Raw genomic sequence first — 14,435 nt, 5'->3', positions numbered from 1 at the left:
CCGCGGGGGGCACGCGGCTACAGTTCGGCGCCGACCAGCACGGGTTCGTTGACGAGTTCGACCCCGAAGACCTCCCGCACGCCGTCCCGCACCTCGCGGGCGAGCGCCAGGACGTCCTCGGTCTTGGCGCCGCCCCGGTTGGTCAGCGCCAGCACGTGCTTGGTGGAGAGCCGGGCCGGCCCGTCGCCGTAGCCCTTCCCGAACCCGGCGCGGTCGATCAGCCAGGCGGCGGAGGTCTTGGTGCGCCCGCCGGCGTCCGGGAAGGCCGGCGGCTCGGCGCCGTCGCCGAGGCGGGCCGCCACCCGCTCCCGGAGGGCGGCGAAGCCCTCCGCGTCCAGCACCGGGTTGGTGAAGAACGAGCCGGCGCTCCAGGTGTCGTGGTCGTCGGCGTCCAGGACCATCCCCTTGCCGCGTCGGAGCGCGAGCACCGTCTCGCGGGCGGTGCCCAGCTCCACCCGGGTGCCCTGCTCCACTCCCAGGGCGCGGGCCACCTCCGCGTAGCGGATCGGCGCGGAGCGGCCCTCGGCGCGCTCCAGCTCGAAGGTCACGCTCAGCACGAGGTACCGCTGCTCGCCGGCGAGCGCGAGCTCCTTGAACAGGCTGTGGCGGTAGGCGAAGGCGCAGGAGGCCGCGTCGAGCCGGACGGTCTCGCCGGTCCGCCGGTCCCAGGCGGTGACCTCGACGATGGTGGCGGAGACGTCCTGGCCGTAGGCCCCGACGTTCTGCACGGGCGTGGCCCCGGCCGAGCCGGGGATGCCGGAGAGGAACTCCAGGCCGGCCAGCCCGGCGGCCACGGTGCGGGCGACGACGCCGTCCCAGTCCTCCCCGGCGGCCACGGTGACCGTGGTGCCGTCGATGCGGATCCCGCGGGTGGCGATGCGCAGGGCGGTGCCGTCGAAGCCGTCGTCGCCGACCAGCAGGTTGCTGCCGCCGCCGATGGGGAGCAGGGGTTCGCCGGCGGCGTCGGCGCGGCGGGCGCAGGCGGTGACCTCCTCCTCGGTGGTGGCGACGACCAGGCGTCGGGCGGGCCCGCCGAGACGGAAGGTGGTCAGCGGGGCGAGGGGGGCGTTGTCGAGTACCTGCACGGGGGCAAGGCTAACCGGCGCCCGTGGCGCGGCACTGGCGACACAGGGCCCCGGCGCGGTGCCGGGGCCCTGTGGGACACGCGGGTGGGACGCGCGTCGGTGGGACGCGTGGGCGGTACGCGCGAGTGGGCCGCGCGTGCGGGAGGTCGGGTCAGGAGAGCCGGACCACGGCCTGGGCCTTGCCCAGCACCTTCTGGCCGTTGTGGAGAGCCACGAGGTCGACGCGGACCTTCTTGTCGTCCAGCTTCGCGGCGACCTTGCCGGAGAGCTCCACGGTGGCGCCCTCGTCGTCGTCCGGCACCGGCACCGGGCGGGTGAAGCGCACGCTGTACTCGGCGAGGGCGCCCGGGTCGCCGACCCAGTCGGTGACCACGCGGATCGCCGAGGCCATGGTGAACATGCCGTGGGCGATCACGTTGGGCAGGCCGACGGCGCGGGCGAAGCGCTCGTTCCAGTGGATCGGGTTGAAGTCACCGCCGGCGCCGGCGTAGCGCACCAGCGTCTCGCGGCGTACCCGGACCGTCACGGTCGGCAGCTCGGTGCCGACCTCCACGTCGTCGAAGTGCACGGTGGCAGCCATGATCGGGCTCACTCCCCCTCTTCCGGACGGGCCACGAGCGTCGAGTAGGCGGTCACCACGTGCTCGCCGTCCTCGGTGTGGATCTCGCCGCGGGCGCCCAGCACGTCGTTGCCGGCCAGCGTCTTGATCGAGTCGATGTGCATGGCCACGGTGAGCCGGTCGCCGGCCCGCACCGGGCGGGACCAGACGAACCGCTGGTCGCCGTGGACCACCCGGGAGTAGTCCAGGCCGAGGGCGGGGTCGCCGACGATCTGCTCCCAGCCGAGCTGGTTGATCACGAAGGCGAAGGTCGGGGGCGCGATCACGTCGGGGTGACCGGCCTCACGGGCCGCCTCGGGGTCGGTGTACAGCGGGTTGGCGTCGCCGACGGCCTCGGCGAACTCGCGGATCTTCTCCCGGCCCACCTCGTACGGCGGGGTGGGGGCGTAGGAACGCCCCACGAACGACTGGTCCATCGGCATGAACAGCTCCTGGTGGCGGACTGGGCAGCCGGGTGTGGAGGCGTGGCGCGTCCCCCCGGTGCGGTACTTCCGATCTTCGGTACCGCGCCCCAAACCTATGCGACGAAGGCCGCTCCCGTGGAGGGAACGGCCTTCGTCGGTGAAGTGTGTGCCTGCACACGCCGGCCGAACGTCCGTTCGAGCCGGCGAACCCGGGTCAGCGGGTCTCGCGGTGCGCCGTGTGGGAGTTGCAGCGCGGGCAGTGCTTCTTGATCTCAAGACGGTCCGGGTCGTTGCGCCGGTTCTTCTTGGTGATGTAGTTCCGCTCCTTGCACTCCACGCAAGCCAGCGTGATCTTCGGGCGGACGTCGGTGGCAGCCACTGGAGTGCCTTCCTCGGACTGAAACAGGGTTGACGCAAGCAAGAGTAGCCGACCCGGGAGAGACCCCCACCATCGGCTACGCGGGGTAGCGGTGACCGGACTTGAACCGGTGACACAGCGATTATGAGCCGCTTGCTCTACCGACTGAGCTACACCGCCGCGATGTATCGACACCCCACGCAACCGCGGAGTGCGACCATCAGAGCCCCAATACGGAATCGAACCGTAGACCTTCTCCTTACCATGGAGACGCTCTGCCGACTGAGCTATTGGGGCGAGCGATGAAGACATTACACGGTCGCCGGTCGAAACGTGAAATCACTTGGCCGCGTGGCGGGCGCGCGCGGGGGCACGCCGCCGGCCCGCCGCCCGAACCGCCCCACGGCCCCCCGCAGCCCCGTCGGACACCCTGGTGCGCGCGTCCGACACCCTGGTGCGCGCGTCGGGAACCGCTGGTTCGCGCCCCGGCCGCGGGGTAGGTCCCTGCTGCGTCGGGGCGCCGGGGTGTCGGGGCGTCCGGCGCACGGATATCGACAGGATGGGGAACCATGCGCATCGTCATCGCCGGCGGACACGGGAAGATCGCGCTGCTGCTCGAGGAGCGGCTCACCCGGGCCGGCCACGCCTCCGTGGGCCTGATCCGCAACCCGGACCACGCCGCCGACCTGGAGGAGGCCGGGGCGGTGCCCGTCGTGCTGGACCTGGAGTCCACGCACGCCGCCGAGCTCGCACCGCACCTGCGCGGCGCGGACGGCGTGGTGTTCGCGGCCGGCGCCGGCCCGGGCAGCGGCGAGGCCCGCAAGGAGACGGTGGACCGGGCGGCGTCCGTCCTGCTCGCGGACGCCGCCGAGATGGCCGGGGTGCGGCGCTTCGTGCAGATCTCCTCGATGGGGGCGGGCACCGAGCCACCCGAGGGCACCGACCCGGTCTTCGCCGCCTACCTGCGCGCCAAGGGCGCCGCCGAGGCGGACCTGCGCCGGCGGCGTCACCTGGAGTGGACGATCCTGCGGCCCGGGCGGCTGACCGACGAGCCGGCCACCGGCCGGGTGGAGCTGGCCGAGCGGGTGGCCCGCGGCGCGGTGCCGCGCGACGACGTGGCGGCCGTGGTGCTGGAGCTGCTGCGCCGGCCGGAGACCGCCGGGCGGACGCTGGAGCTGGTCGGCGGTCCCACGCCGATCGTCGAGGCGGTCCGCTCGGTTACCGCCCCGACCCGCGCCTGACGGCCGCGCCGCCCGGGGCCCGCCCCGCCCGCGTGCCGCACTGTCCGGCACCGCCGTCGTCACACGGCGGGCGCCACGCGGCCGGCGCCACGCGGCCGGCGCCACGCGGCCGGCGCCACGCGGCGGGGCGTCACACGGCGGCGGCGTCGATCAGTTCCAGCGCCAGCCGCTGGATGTCCGGGCCCGCCTTCTCCGGGGAGCCGGAGTCGAAGGGCGGGTGCGGGTCGTACTCCACGCCCAGTTGCAGCGCCCGCGCGACGTCCTCCCCGGCCAGCCGGGCGGCCAGGTGCAGGCCCATGTCGATCCCCGCGGAGACCCCGGCGGCCGTGATGATCCTGCCCGCCTCCACGAACCTGCCCGGGGTGTAGACGGCGCCGAGCTCCCGCTCCAGGTACTCGCGGGACGCCCAGTAGGTGGTGGCCGGCAGACCGCGCAGCAGGCCCCCGGCGCCGAGGATGAGCGAGCCGGTGCAGACCGTGGCGGTCCAGCGGGTGCGCTCGTGGACGCGGCGCACCCAGGCCTGCACGGCGGCGTTGTTCATCGTCGCCACGGTGCCGCGGTTGCCGCCGCCCGGGATGATCAGGATGTCGGCGTGGCGCACGTCGGCGATGCGGCGGTCGGCGACCAGGCCCAGTTCGCCGGTGTCGGTGCGGATCGGGCCGGTCCGCTCCGCCACCGTCGTCACGGTGAGGCCGGGCAGCCGGCAGAGCACCTCGTAGGGGCCGACGGCGTCCAGCGCCGTGAAGCCGTCGTACAGCAGGACGGCCGCCAGCAGGCCATGCGGCCGATCCGCCGGCGAACCCGCGGCCTGTGCCGCCGCTGTCGCCTCCGTCGGCTCCGTCGCCCCCGTCGACTTCGCCCGGGCGGGCGCCGCCCCTACGGCCGCCATGGCCACGCCCACACCACCCGCCGTCGCCGCCCGGACCACGTCCCGCCGACTCCGCCGCGCACCCGTCATCGCTGCCTCCCGTACCTGGATCCGTCGCCCCAGTAGTCCGGTCGTCGGGGAGTCGGGTTCCGGGCGGTCGGCGTGATCCGGGTCTCCCGCCGGCGGCTCAGCCGCCCTCGGTCCACCGTCCGGCCGCCCAGTCGTAGCCGTAGACCGGCAGCCCCCGCGCGCCGCTGGTGCGGAAGGGCGTGCCGGCGTCGTCGATCCGCAGGGTTCCGGAGCCGCCCAGGCTGGTCCACTCCAGCTCCAGGTACCAGGAGCAGTCGCAGTCGACGGCCCGGGCCTTGATCAGCAGCACCTCCGGGTCGTCCGCCGAGACCCGCAGGGGGAGGCTCACCGCCGGGATCGGGCCCGCCTCGGTGCCGCCGGGCCTCGGCCGGACGACCGGCCGCGGGGACTCCAGGTCCACCTCGAAGAAGCGCGGGGTCAGCGCTCCCCCGCAGCCGCTGCTCATCTCGTACACGCCCCAGTTCCCCGCCGCCGCGGCGTCCGGCGCGAGGCCGTCGCCGCGCTCGACCACGTGGACGCGAACGGCCTGGATGACGACGGCGGCGGACGTCGTCCCCTGCACGGTGACCCGCACCTGCGTCTCGCCCGCGTGCACCGCGCCCCGCTCCGCCGCCCAGGCGGCGGCGTGCTGCTCGTCCGGCGGGGCCGGGACCCGTTCGGGCGGCGCGTCCAGCAGGTAGGCGTGGTCGCAGTTGGCCTCCCAGACGTGGGACTGGACGTCCCAGCCGAACGGCGGGGCGACGGCCTCCCCCGGCCCGGTCGACGCCGTCGACGACGACGCCGACGGCCGCTGGGGGGCCGCCGAGGAGGACTGCCGGGAGACCGCGTCCACGGCGAGCGGGGCCAGCAGCGTGCCGGCCGCCACCGCCGCCACCGCCCAGCGCGCCGCGCGGGGACGCCACCGCCGGCCGGGGCGGATGGCCCGCGGCGCGGGCCCGGTCGGTCCAGCGGGGCCGGCCGCCCGCTCGCCGTCGCTTCCCTCCTCCTGCCTTTCCCCCTCCCCGCCCGTGGCGGGCTCCGTCGGCTCCGCCCCGGGCCCGGCTCCGGTCCCGGCCTCGTCCTCGACCTCGACCTCGATCTCGACGTCGGCCCCGGAAGACCGCTGGGCCCTCTCGACGGGCTCCCGACCCTCCTCCTTCCCCGGGCCCTCCCGCCCCTGGGACCGCCGACGCTCCTCGTCCGCCAGGATCCAGCGCCGGTGCAGCCCGACCAACTCCTCCGGATCCGCCCCGCACAGCCGGGCGAACCGCTCCACCGGGGCGAACTCCGTCGGCACGGCCTCCCCGTGGCAGTAGCGGTGCAGCGTGGAGGCGCTGACGTGCAGCCTGCGCGCCAGCGCCCCGTAGCTGCGCCCGGTGCGGTCCTTCAGTTCGCGCAGCCGCTCCGCGAACGCCTCGGTGTCCGATGACGGCGCGTCCATCTCTCCCCCTCGGTGCGCCCCGGCCCCCGCCCGGCGTTCCGCGAACGCGTTCCAGGCCGTCTGCGTATTCCCACGTCAGAGGGGGTGGAACGGTTCCAGCGTCCCGGACCGGCGCCCGTCCGTTGCGACCGCCCACCGGGCCGCCGACGCTGGGAACACCGAGGGCGCAGCCGACCCGGCGGCCCTCGGCCAACGGAGACCACACACCATCGCAACGGGGGATTCCATGCGCGTCCGCACCACCCTCGGCGTCGCCGCCGCCGGCGTCGCCGCCGCGACCGGCCTCGCCCTGACCGTCACCACGCCGGCCCAGGCCGGCCCCGTCGCCACCGCCGCGTCCGCGGCCTCCGCGGCCTCCGCGGCCTCCGACATGGCCGTGCTCGGTGCCCCGGACCTCCTGGAGGGCGACGAGCTGCCGCCGCACGCCTCCTCCCCCTGGTACGCCGGGGACGTCACCCCGGGCCTGCCCGAGCCGACGCCGTTCTGCCTGGAGGACGTGCTGCCGGCGGAGGACGTCCTGCACCGTTCGTTCTGGACGGAGCTCGACGCCAACGCGGTCCAGGTCGTGGTCACGGCCCCCGACGAGGCCGCCGCCCGTGACCTGACGGCGCGGCTGAACCGGGCCGTGCGCGAGTGCGCCGCCGCCTACGAGCAGCAGGTCCCGGGCGGCAGCGCGACCTGGCGGGACTACGGCCGCCTCCGAGTCGAGGACGGCGCCCGGGTTCACGGGCTGGTCACCAGCCACCCGGAGATCGCCAACGACGTCGCGCTGTACGGCATCGGCCGCGACGGGAACACCGTCACCGTCGTCCGCTGGGCCCAGATGGGCACCTTCCAGCACGCCCCGGTCGCCGACTTCCGGGAGACCACCCGCACCGCCGTGGAGAAGCTGCTGGGCTGACCCACACGAAACACGGGGCCCGCGCGACATGGGGCCCCACGACCGTGGGGCCCGCCCGGCCGATCCGCCGGGCGGGCCCCACGCGCGTTCGGGTCACCGCCCGATCAGCCGGTGGCGTCCCCCGCCGCCGGTCCGTCCGTGGTGGGCGCCTCCGCGGCCGGCGGCTGCGTCGCGGGGCCGTCCGCCGGCGGCTTCTGCCAGGTGAGCCGCAGCACGAAGTTCCCCTCACCGGCCGTCCTGGTGATGACCGCCCCCGCCTCGGCGCTGATCTTCACGCCGACCTCCAGCTCGATCGTGTCCGGGCGCTCCGGCAGCGTGGCGAGCCGGTCGAAGACCGCCACCGCGGCGGCGCGCACCGTGGTGAAGCTCTCCCCCAGGCTCCGTGCCGCCGTCGCCGCGATCTCCCCGGGCCGGGAGACCCGCGTGAGGCCGGTCGAGACGGCGTCCACCTCCATCACCACCTCGCCGGCGCCCTCGCCGGCCGCCCCCGCGCCCGGCCCCGCCCCGTCCAACGGAACCCGGATGAGCTGCGTCCCCTCCGCCACGTGTCCTCCGCTCGCTCGTCGCCCGACACAACGGTCACCGGCATCCTCCGGCACGGGGCCACGCACCTCCACCCCCCGGCGCGCGAGCGGTCGGTTCCGGCCGCCCCGGACGGTTCAGCTCCAGAGCGCGTCCGAGGCCGCCATGTCCTCCGTGAACTCGTCGATGTCGCTGATCTTGCCCCCGACGATGGTGAACAGGAGCGCCTCCTGGAGGTCGGCGGTCCGCCCCTTGCGCTCGTAGTGCGCGCGGTGCGTGGAGACCACGTGCCCGCGCCCGTCGGCGAGGACCCCGAGGGTCTCCATCCGCCCGCTGTCCAGTTCCTCACCGCAGCGGCGGTACATCGCGATGACGGCGTCGCGGCCCTTGTGGTGACCGGAGATCACGTTGTTCCCGGGCACGTGGTGGACGACGTCCGCGGTCATCATCGACGCGGCGTCGTCCAGGCGTTCGTTCACGCACGCGTCCCACCACTGCCGCACCACCGTCACGTCTGACTGCTCGGCCATGATGATTCACACCTTTCGTCCGTTTTCTACTCTCCTGTGCCATCATCGACCTCCCCTCCAGACCTGTCCAAGCCCAGCAGGGCGGCCCCGGCCGGTCTCCCGCCGGGACCGGGGCCGCTCCGCGGTGAGCGCGCCCAATCTTTTGGCATCCCGCTCGCGGGGCCAGTAGCGTCTGCCGCCGTCACCGAACAGGCGTACACGAGGGGGAACGTCGGGATGAGCGGTGCCCAACGGGATCTGGAGATCAGCCGGCACTTCGACGGTTCGGCCAGGGTCTCCGTGCCCATCAGCAGTTCCGGGAACCACAGGGACGTACTCCGCGTCGCCTCCTGGTACGGCTACGGGATCGTGGGCGAGTCCAGCGCGCGGCTGACCACCACGCTCCAGTTCCAGCGCGACGACACACCGGCCGTCCGGCAGTACTCCCTGCCCTTCGGCACTCCGCCCCCGCCCCCGGCGGGCCCCTCCGGCACGGAGGACCCGGTGATCGCCGCGCGGCTCGCCTGGCAGGAGGCCAACCTGCTGCGGCTGCGCCGCGGATCACGCCGGACCGGCGCCGCCGTCCTGCTCCTGTGCGTGCTCGGTGTGGTGAGTGTGGGACGGGACGTGTCGACCGGCGAGCAGCCGAACCTGTACATCGCCGCCTTCTTCGCCCTCATGGCGCTCGTCCCGCTCGCCTTCCGCGTGGCGACCGGGCGGCGGCAGCGCATCCTGGACGCCCGGGCGGCGGAACTCGACCGGCTGGCCACGGCCCCGGCCCCCACCCCGCAGCAGGCCCCGTACCCGCAGCAGGAGACATGGGGAGCCCCCGCGCAGGGCGGCCAGCCCACGCAGTGGAACCAGCCCGCGCACGGGGCCCAGCCGGCGCAGCAGCCTTGGGGACCGGGCGGGAACCCCGGGTGGCCCTCCGGCAACTGAGCAGCGACCGAACGACGCCGAGGCGGGCTCCCGCCCCGCGCCGGCCGCACCGGCCGCCCCGCCAGGCCCGGTGCGGGCCCGGGGGGGGCGGCCGGCCCGCCGCACGCGTTCCGGCACCAAAGCGAAAGCGAGGGGCCCTGACCGGCGTTTCCGCTGGTCAGGGCCCCTCTTTGCCAAGTGGCGGGTGTAGGGTTCGAACCTACGTAGGCATAAGCCGACAGATTTACAGTCTGCTCCCTTTGGCCGCTCGGGCAACCCGCCTTGGCCGTCGCTCTCGTTGGCGACGACGTAAACGATACATGATCCGCACCCCTGTTCCGCCACTCGGTTGCCGTGGGGGGCGGGTGGTCGGGGGGAGACGGGTCGTGGGCCCGGGGGTGGGGTGGTCGCTGGATACGCTGGGGCATGGGCCCGTACCGGGCCGCACAAGTTCATGCCAACGAGGAGACCCACACGACATGGCCGACTCCAGTTTCGACATCGTCTCGAAGGTCGAGCGGCAGGAGGTCGACAACGCCCTCAACCAGGCGGCCCGCGAGATCTCCCAGCGCTTCGACTTCAAGAACGTGGGCGCCCACATCGGTTGGTCCGGCGAGCGGATCGAGATGCGCGCCAACTCCGAGGAGCGGGTCAAGGCCGTCCTCGACGTGTTCCAGTCCAAGCTGATCAAGCGGGAGATCTCGCTGAAGGCGCTGGACGCGGGCGAGCCGCAGGTGTCCGGCAAGGAGTACAAGATCTTCGCGACGATCAAGGAGGGCATCTCCCAGGAGAACGCCAAGAAGATCTCCAAGCTGATCCGCGACGAGGGCCCCAAGGGCGTCAAGGCGCAGGTGCAGGGCGAGGAGCTGCGGGTGAGCTCCAAGAAGCGTGACGACCTGCAGGAGGTCATCCGGCTGGTCAAGGCGCAGGACTGGGACTTCGCCGTCCAGTTCGTGAACTACCGGTAGTCCGCGGCTCCGGCTCGCGTCGGCGCCGCTCGGACGGCCGAGGAGGGCACAACCAGGGCACACCGGTCGGCATCGCTTCGGCCGTCGCCCTGGTCGTGTCCTTCTCGTCCCGGTTTCGGGGTGGGGGCGGCAGGCGGCTCAGCGCCGGTAGGTGAGTCGGCGCAGCAGGATCTCGGCGGGGCCCCGGTGGCCGCTCCGGCGCATCCGGTCGGCGATCAGGACGCCGCCGAACCAGGTGGCGAGGGCGATCGCGGAGGCGCCCGCGTCGCTGAGCCGCCCGCCCAGCCCGAGGGTGTAGGGGGCGAAGACGGCGACGAAGACCAGCCCCGTGGGCGCCCCGCGGCCACCGAGATCACCAAGCAGTCCGGCGACCGGCGTGCCCTCCGCCAGTGCCGCGCTGGGGGTGCTGGCGGACCGCGGGGGCGGGGACGCGCTGCGGGCCGCGGCGCGCGCCGCGGCCGTGCGCAGCCGGGAGTTGGGGCGGGCGCTGGAGGCTAGCTGTTCCGTCCTGTGCGGGTGGGGACGCGGTCGGCGGGTTCGGCGAGATTGGTGGATCGGGGCGGGACGGGTTGGGCCGGCGGGTCGGGTGGGGCGGGTCAGCGGGCCAGGGAGGCCGCGTCGCCCATCACCACGATCGGGTGCTTCGCGGGGTCGAGGCGGCGCAGCAGCTCGGCCATGTGCTCCTCGCTGACGGTGACGCAGCCCTGCGTGGGGCCCTCGTGGTCGACGTGCAGCCAGATGCCGCCGCCCTTCTCCTCGCCCAGCGGGCGGGTCCAGTCCAGCGGGGAGGTACCGGGGACCCGGTTGTAGTCGATGGCGATGACGTGGTCGAAGGAGCCCTCCAGCGGCTCGCCCTCGAATCCGGTGCCGCTGATGGTGAAGGCGCCGGAGTGGGTGTAGGGAAGCCTGGTGCCCTCCGGGGCGGCGAGCAGCCCGCCGGCGTCGCTGAGGGTGTAGACGCCGATCGGGGAGCGCAGGTCGCCCAGCCGGTGGTCGTCGGTCCAGCCGCGCAGGGCGTTGTGCGCGGGCCAGGGCTCGCCGGCGGCCCAGCCGTCCTCGGTGCGCTCGTACAGCACGACGGTGGAGCGCGGGGAGTCGATGTCCTCGCCGGTCACGACGACTGCCTGCCGGGCCTCGGGCGGGACGTCGGCCAGGGTGTCCGGGCCGAGGCCCGGCAGGCTGCTCGGCAGCACCGGCCGGGACTCCGCGGGAGTGGGGGTGGGGGTGGCCGGGGACGACTGCGGCGCGCCGGGGACGTCGACCGCGTCGACGGCCGCCGGGCGTTGCGCCGGGGTGGTCTCCCCCGGCGCGCCACAGCCGCTGGCGCCGATCGCCAGGGTCGTCAGGGTGAGCAGCGCGATCAGGGCGGCGCGGGGGCCGGTGGACATGGTGGGTTTCCTTCGGTGGATCGCGGGGTGGCCGCGGGGCTGGGTGGAGATGGTGGGAAGGAGCGAGGGCGCCGGGGGCGTCGGTCAGTCGGTGGTGGGCGCGGCGCCCGGGGGCGGCGCGAGGGTGGAGTCGGCGCCGTGGGAGGGTGCGGGGGCGGGGCCGAAGCGGATGGAGTCCACGAGCGTCGCCAGCTCGCGCAGTGCCTGGTCGGAGGGCTCGCGCAGGCAGACGGACACCGCGACGGTCACCCACGTGCCGTCCACCACCGTGGTACGGCGGCCCTCCCGTTGTTCCAGGCCGCCGATGTCCCGGCAGGGGGGTTCCATCGGCGCGGCACCGAGCGTGAGGGGCGGCACCGTGGCTTCGGATTCGGCTTCGGATTCGGCTTCGGGCGTGGTGTCGACGCCCACGGTGGGCGCGGTGCCGTCGAACGGGGTGGGGCCGGTGTCGTCGGACGCGGCGGGCTCCTTGCCCACCACCTGGAAGGTCACCAGCACCCCGCCGTCCTCCAGGGCGGTGAGCGGCGGACAGGCGTCCCCGCCCGCCGTCGACCCGAGGCAGCGGACCGGGGGCTTCATCGGCTGGTTGGCCGCGAAGCCGTAGCTCTCCGGGGAGCGGGGATCGCTCCACGACGTCCATCCCGGCGGCAGGAGCAGGCTCATCCCGTACAGGTCGGGATAGCGGACCGGCTTGCCCGCGGGGCTGGCCGCGGTGGCTGCCGGCGGATGCTGCCCGGTCGGCGGGACCGGCTCGGGCAGCTGTCCCCACCGCAGTCCGGCGACCTGCCCGGTGGCCGCGACGGCGACCGTCGCCGCCGCGATCCCCAGGGCGGCGGCGCCGGCCCGCACGCGCCTGCGCCGTTCCACGCGGTCCCGGATCCGCCGCATCCGCCCGTCGGGCGCGGGCAGCCGGGGGACGGCGCGCTCCAGCAGCAGCCGCAGTTCGCGTTCGTCGTCAGCGTCGGCCACTGGGCTCACCCTCCCCCATGGGTTCCAGCGCGGACAGTCGGTCCCGCAGCACGCGCAGCGCCTTCGCCGCCTGGCTCTTGACCGTTCCGGGGCGGCAGCCCAGCACCCGAGCGGTCTCCTCGACCGAGAGGTCCTCGAAGTAGCGCAGGACGACCACGGCCCGCTGCCGCACCGGCAGTGATCGGACCGCCGCGGCGAGGGAGCGTTCCAGGTGCACCGCCTCGAAGGCGTCCTCCGGGCCGGCCCGGTCCGGCAGCTCGCCGTGCGGCACCTCGCCCCGCCAGCGCCGCCGCCACCACGAGGCGTGGGTGTGGACCATGGCCTTGCGGACGTAGGCCTCCGGGTTGCCGTGCGCGATCCTGCGCCACTTCGGCCAGACCCTGGCCAGGACGGTCTGCAGCAGGTCCTCCGCCTGGTGGGCGTCGCCGGTGAGCAGCCAGGCGACACGCAGCAGCCGTGGGCCGTGGGCGGCGACGAACTCCTCGAAGTCCGGCGCGCCACCCGTCACCGTCGTGTCCTTGCCATGGTGCCCCTGTTCGCGTTCGCTCCCTCACACTCCTCCAACCGGGTGGGAGGGGGTCGGGGTTGCCCCGTGCGCCGGTTTTTCTTCGCGGGGGCGGAACGGCGGCGCGGCACGGCTGGCGTCGGAGGGTGAGCGCGGGGCGGGGCGGATCACTGCGATGCACGGCTTGGCCATCCGGAAGGACGACGACTTCTCCGGCGAGCTCAGCCACCAGGCGAGAAGAGGGGTTGCCCGATGGGCGCGGCCATCAGGCGCGAAGGGGCCTTCCCCGATGGGCGCGGCCATCGGGGAAGGCCCCTTTCTCGGCCGTCGTGGCTGATTCAGACCTCCACCATGGACGCCCGATGCAGGAGAAACGTTTCCCCCCTCTTCCCCCATCGGGGGCTGGCGACCCCCTTCTTCAGGATCCCACGGGGGGTGTGACCTGCCACAGCCCCGATGGCGCTCCTGTGGACAACTCTGGATGCGTTCATGACAGATGAAGGGCGGGCTGGCGACCAGACGGGTGGGCCGGTGGCCTGGCACGGTATGGCGGACCCGCCTCCGGGTATGGCGGCCGGAACGGCCGGCCACCGCACACCCCACCTCCCGCCCCCCGGCCGGCGATCCCGATCCCCCGCTCCCGCCGGATCTCCCCGGACCTCCCCTGGTCGCGGCGCGGCTTCAGCGGGTGGCGAAGGGCTGGTCGGTGGGGACGATCTCGCGACCGAGCGGCATCAGGGAGATCGGGATGAGCTTGAGGTTCGCCCAGCCGAAGGGGATACCCACGATCGACACGAAAAGCGGAATGCTGGTGATCAGGTGGCCGAGGGCGAGCCACCAGCCGGCGAAGACGACCCAGATCACGTTGCCGATGAAGGACGGGGCCCCGGCGCCTCGGCGTTCCACGGTAGTGCGGCCGAACGGCCACAGTACGTAGCCAGCGATGCGCAGGGAGGCCACGCCAAAAGGAATGGTGATGATGAAGACGAAACAGATGATCGCCGCGACGGCGTAGCCCACCGCCAGCCAGAAGCCGGCGAAGACCAGCCACAGGACGTTCAGGACGAAGTTGATCAGCTTCATGAGCGGTAGCCTCCCCGGGCTTCTCAGTCTCAGGAGAGCATGCTGTCGCCTGCCGTTCCAGGGCTGTTGAGCTTTCTCCGGTGCTACTGCGGGCGGTAGTGGGTGGCCTCCCTGATAGCCGCCCTGATGTCCCCCTGACGGCACGAGCGGCCCGCGCGTCCCTGCGGCGGCGGACCGCTCTGGCTTGGTCCACCCGGCCCTCAGTACCTGCTCGGTCAACCTCGCGTCAGCAGCGCCAGGTGTTCGGCCACCGCGTGAGAGAGGCTGTCGAGGATGGCAGCACCCTTCTGAGCCGTGGCCAGTGGCGGCTGCCGGACAACGCCCGTGGCGGTGTATCGGGCCATTCCTGCGTCCACGCTGGCAGCTTCCCCCATCCCGACTGCGGGGCGCGAGACGCGATGTCGGTGTGGACGACTCGCAGACGCTCCCGGAAGGACGTGACCACAGGGGCGTGCGACCATGCCTCCATCGCCTTGTTGACCACCGCCGGTTCGGCCAGTGTCCGGGCCGACTCGGTGTCGTAGGCGACCGCGAGGGCCCTGGTGGCGAAGTGGGCGCCCTGCTCGGGCTCCGCCGCCTTCGCGTAG

Annotated in this window: 17 protein-coding genes and 3 tRNA genes; 4 read left to right on the top strand and 16 right to left on the bottom strand. The window is 74.1% G+C overall.

What is annotated here, in order from left to right; genetic code table 11:
• Positions 1 to 17 precede the first annotated feature (17 nt).
• The 6 genes from FHU37_RS14225 to FHU37_RS14200 all read right to left on the bottom strand — a co-directional run bounded on the left by FHU37_RS14225 (position 18) and on the right by FHU37_RS14200 (position 2,763).
• Positions 18 to 1,085 carry a UDP-N-acetylmuramate dehydrogenase gene (locus FHU37_RS14225; protein ID WP_179814542.1) on the bottom strand — a complete coding sequence of 356 codons (1,068 nt, stop codon included), beginning with the start codon at positions 1,083 to 1,085 and terminating at the stop codon, positions 18 to 20.
• Positions 1,086 to 1,236: 151 nt separating this feature from the next.
• Positions 1,237 to 1,665, bottom strand: a complete 429-nt coding sequence (locus FHU37_RS14220; RefSeq protein WP_179814541.1) for a MaoC family dehydratase — start codon at positions 1,663 to 1,665, stop codon at positions 1,237 to 1,239.
• An 8-nt stretch (positions 1,666 to 1,673) separates the two neighbouring features.
• Positions 1,674 to 2,126, bottom strand: a complete 453-nt coding sequence (locus tag FHU37_RS14215) for a MaoC family dehydratase N-terminal domain-containing protein (RefSeq protein ID WP_179814540.1) — start codon at positions 2,124 to 2,126, stop codon at positions 1,674 to 1,676.
• A gap of 196 nt (positions 2,127 to 2,322) precedes the next feature.
• Positions 2,323 to 2,487 carry a 50S ribosomal protein L33 gene (rpmG, locus tag FHU37_RS14210; protein WP_179814539.1) on the bottom strand — a complete coding sequence of 55 codons (165 nt, stop codon included), beginning with the start codon at positions 2,485 to 2,487 and terminating at the stop codon, positions 2,323 to 2,325.
• 86 nt (positions 2,488 to 2,573) lie between these two features.
• Positions 2,574 to 2,646: transfer RNA gene (locus tag FHU37_RS14205), tRNA-Met, on the bottom strand.
• A 44-nt stretch (positions 2,647 to 2,690) separates the two neighbouring features.
• Positions 2,691 to 2,763 (bottom strand) — tRNA-Thr (locus FHU37_RS14200).
• A gap of 272 nt (positions 2,764 to 3,035) precedes the next feature.
• On the opposite strand from FHU37_RS14200, the gene FHU37_RS14195 reads away from it, so the two are divergent.
• Positions 3,036 to 3,707 carry an SDR family oxidoreductase gene (locus tag FHU37_RS14195; protein ID WP_179814538.1) on the top strand — a complete coding sequence of 224 codons (672 nt, stop codon included), beginning with the start codon at positions 3,036 to 3,038 and terminating at the stop codon, positions 3,705 to 3,707.
• Between the two features lie 130 nt (positions 3,708 to 3,837).
• On the opposite strand, the gene FHU37_RS14190 is transcribed toward FHU37_RS14195, so the two are convergent.
• Both FHU37_RS14190 and FHU37_RS14185 read right to left on the bottom strand, forming a co-directional pair.
• Positions 3,838 to 4,665, bottom strand: coding sequence for a DJ-1/PfpI family protein (locus FHU37_RS14190; RefSeq protein ID WP_179814537.1), 828 nt, complete (start codon positions 4,663 to 4,665; stop codon positions 3,838 to 3,840).
• A 97-nt stretch (positions 4,666 to 4,762) separates the two neighbouring features.
• A complete protein-coding gene (locus tag FHU37_RS14185) occupies positions 4,763 to 6,085 on the bottom strand; it encodes a helix-turn-helix domain-containing protein (protein ID WP_179814536.1) in 1,323 nt (440 codons plus the stop codon).
• Positions 6,086 to 6,311: 226 nt separating this feature from the next.
• Between FHU37_RS14185 and FHU37_RS14180 the strand changes: the two genes are divergently transcribed.
• A complete protein-coding gene (locus FHU37_RS14180) occupies positions 6,312 to 6,986 on the top strand; it encodes a hypothetical protein (protein ID WP_179814535.1) in 675 nt (224 codons plus the stop codon).
• A 104-nt stretch (positions 6,987 to 7,090) separates the two neighbouring features.
• On the opposite strand, the gene FHU37_RS14175 is transcribed toward FHU37_RS14180, so the two are convergent.
• The gene (locus tag FHU37_RS14175) at positions 7,091 to 7,531 is read right to left on the bottom strand and encodes a CU044_2847 family protein (protein ID WP_179814534.1); all 441 of its coding nucleotides are present in this window, start codon (positions 7,529 to 7,531) and stop codon (positions 7,091 to 7,093) included.
• A 114-nt stretch (positions 7,532 to 7,645) separates the two neighbouring features.
• The gene (locus tag FHU37_RS14170) at positions 7,646 to 8,038 is read right to left on the bottom strand and encodes a nuclear transport factor 2 family protein (RefSeq protein ID WP_179814533.1); all 393 of its coding nucleotides are present in this window, start codon (positions 8,036 to 8,038) and stop codon (positions 7,646 to 7,648) included.
• A 216-nt stretch (positions 8,039 to 8,254) separates the two neighbouring features.
• Between FHU37_RS14170 and FHU37_RS14165 the strand changes: the two genes are divergently transcribed.
• Positions 8,255 to 8,956 carry a hypothetical protein gene (locus tag FHU37_RS14165; protein ID WP_179814532.1) on the top strand — a complete coding sequence of 234 codons (702 nt, stop codon included), beginning with the start codon at positions 8,255 to 8,257 and terminating at the stop codon, positions 8,954 to 8,956.
• Between the two features lie 178 nt (positions 8,957 to 9,134).
• Here the strand turns inward: FHU37_RS14165 and FHU37_RS14160 are convergent.
• Positions 9,135 to 9,217, bottom strand: a tRNA-Tyr gene (locus tag FHU37_RS14160).
• A 197-nt stretch (positions 9,218 to 9,414) separates the two neighbouring features.
• Here FHU37_RS14160 and FHU37_RS14155 point away from each other — a divergent pair.
• Positions 9,415 to 9,903 carry a YajQ family cyclic di-GMP-binding protein gene (locus FHU37_RS14155; protein WP_179814531.1) on the top strand — a complete coding sequence of 163 codons (489 nt, stop codon included), beginning with the start codon at positions 9,415 to 9,417 and terminating at the stop codon, positions 9,901 to 9,903.
• A 138-nt stretch (positions 9,904 to 10,041) separates the two neighbouring features.
• Here FHU37_RS14155 and FHU37_RS29535 read toward each other — a convergent pair whose 3' ends face one another.
• From FHU37_RS29535 to FHU37_RS14130, 5 genes are all read right to left on the bottom strand, one after another.
• A complete protein-coding gene (locus FHU37_RS29535; protein ID WP_376774031.1) occupies positions 10,042 to 10,227 on the bottom strand; it encodes a DUF418 domain-containing protein in 186 nt (61 codons plus the stop codon).
• A gap of 272 nt (positions 10,228 to 10,499) precedes the next feature.
• Positions 10,500 to 11,291 carry a L,D-transpeptidase family protein gene (locus FHU37_RS14145; protein WP_179814530.1) on the bottom strand — a complete coding sequence of 264 codons (792 nt, stop codon included), beginning with the start codon at positions 11,289 to 11,291 and terminating at the stop codon, positions 10,500 to 10,502.
• A gap of 84 nt (positions 11,292 to 11,375) precedes the next feature.
• Positions 11,376 to 12,260, bottom strand: coding sequence for a hypothetical protein (locus tag FHU37_RS14140; protein ID WP_179814529.1), 885 nt, complete (start codon positions 12,258 to 12,260; stop codon positions 11,376 to 11,378).
• Positions 12,247 to 12,768: a SigE family RNA polymerase sigma factor gene (locus FHU37_RS14135; protein WP_179814528.1), complete on the bottom strand. Its 522-nt coding sequence runs from the start codon at positions 12,766 to 12,768 to the stop codon at positions 12,247 to 12,249. The genes FHU37_RS14140 and FHU37_RS14135 overlap by 14 nt, the downstream gene beginning before the upstream one ends.
• Positions 12,769 to 13,446: 678 nt before the next feature.
• Entirely contained in the window at positions 13,447 to 13,848 is a 402-nt protein-coding gene (locus FHU37_RS14130; protein WP_179814527.1) for a YccF domain-containing protein, read from the bottom strand.
• Between the last annotated feature and the right edge of the window lie 587 nt (positions 13,849 to 14,435).

The sequence above is a fragment of the Allostreptomyces psammosilenae genome (assembly GCF_013407765.1).
Classification (GTDB): Bacteria; Actinomycetota; Actinomycetes; order Streptomycetales; family Streptomycetaceae; genus Allostreptomyces; species Allostreptomyces psammosilenae.
Note: the sequence above shows the minus strand (reverse complement) of the source record. Positions and strands in the feature narration are given on the sequence as shown.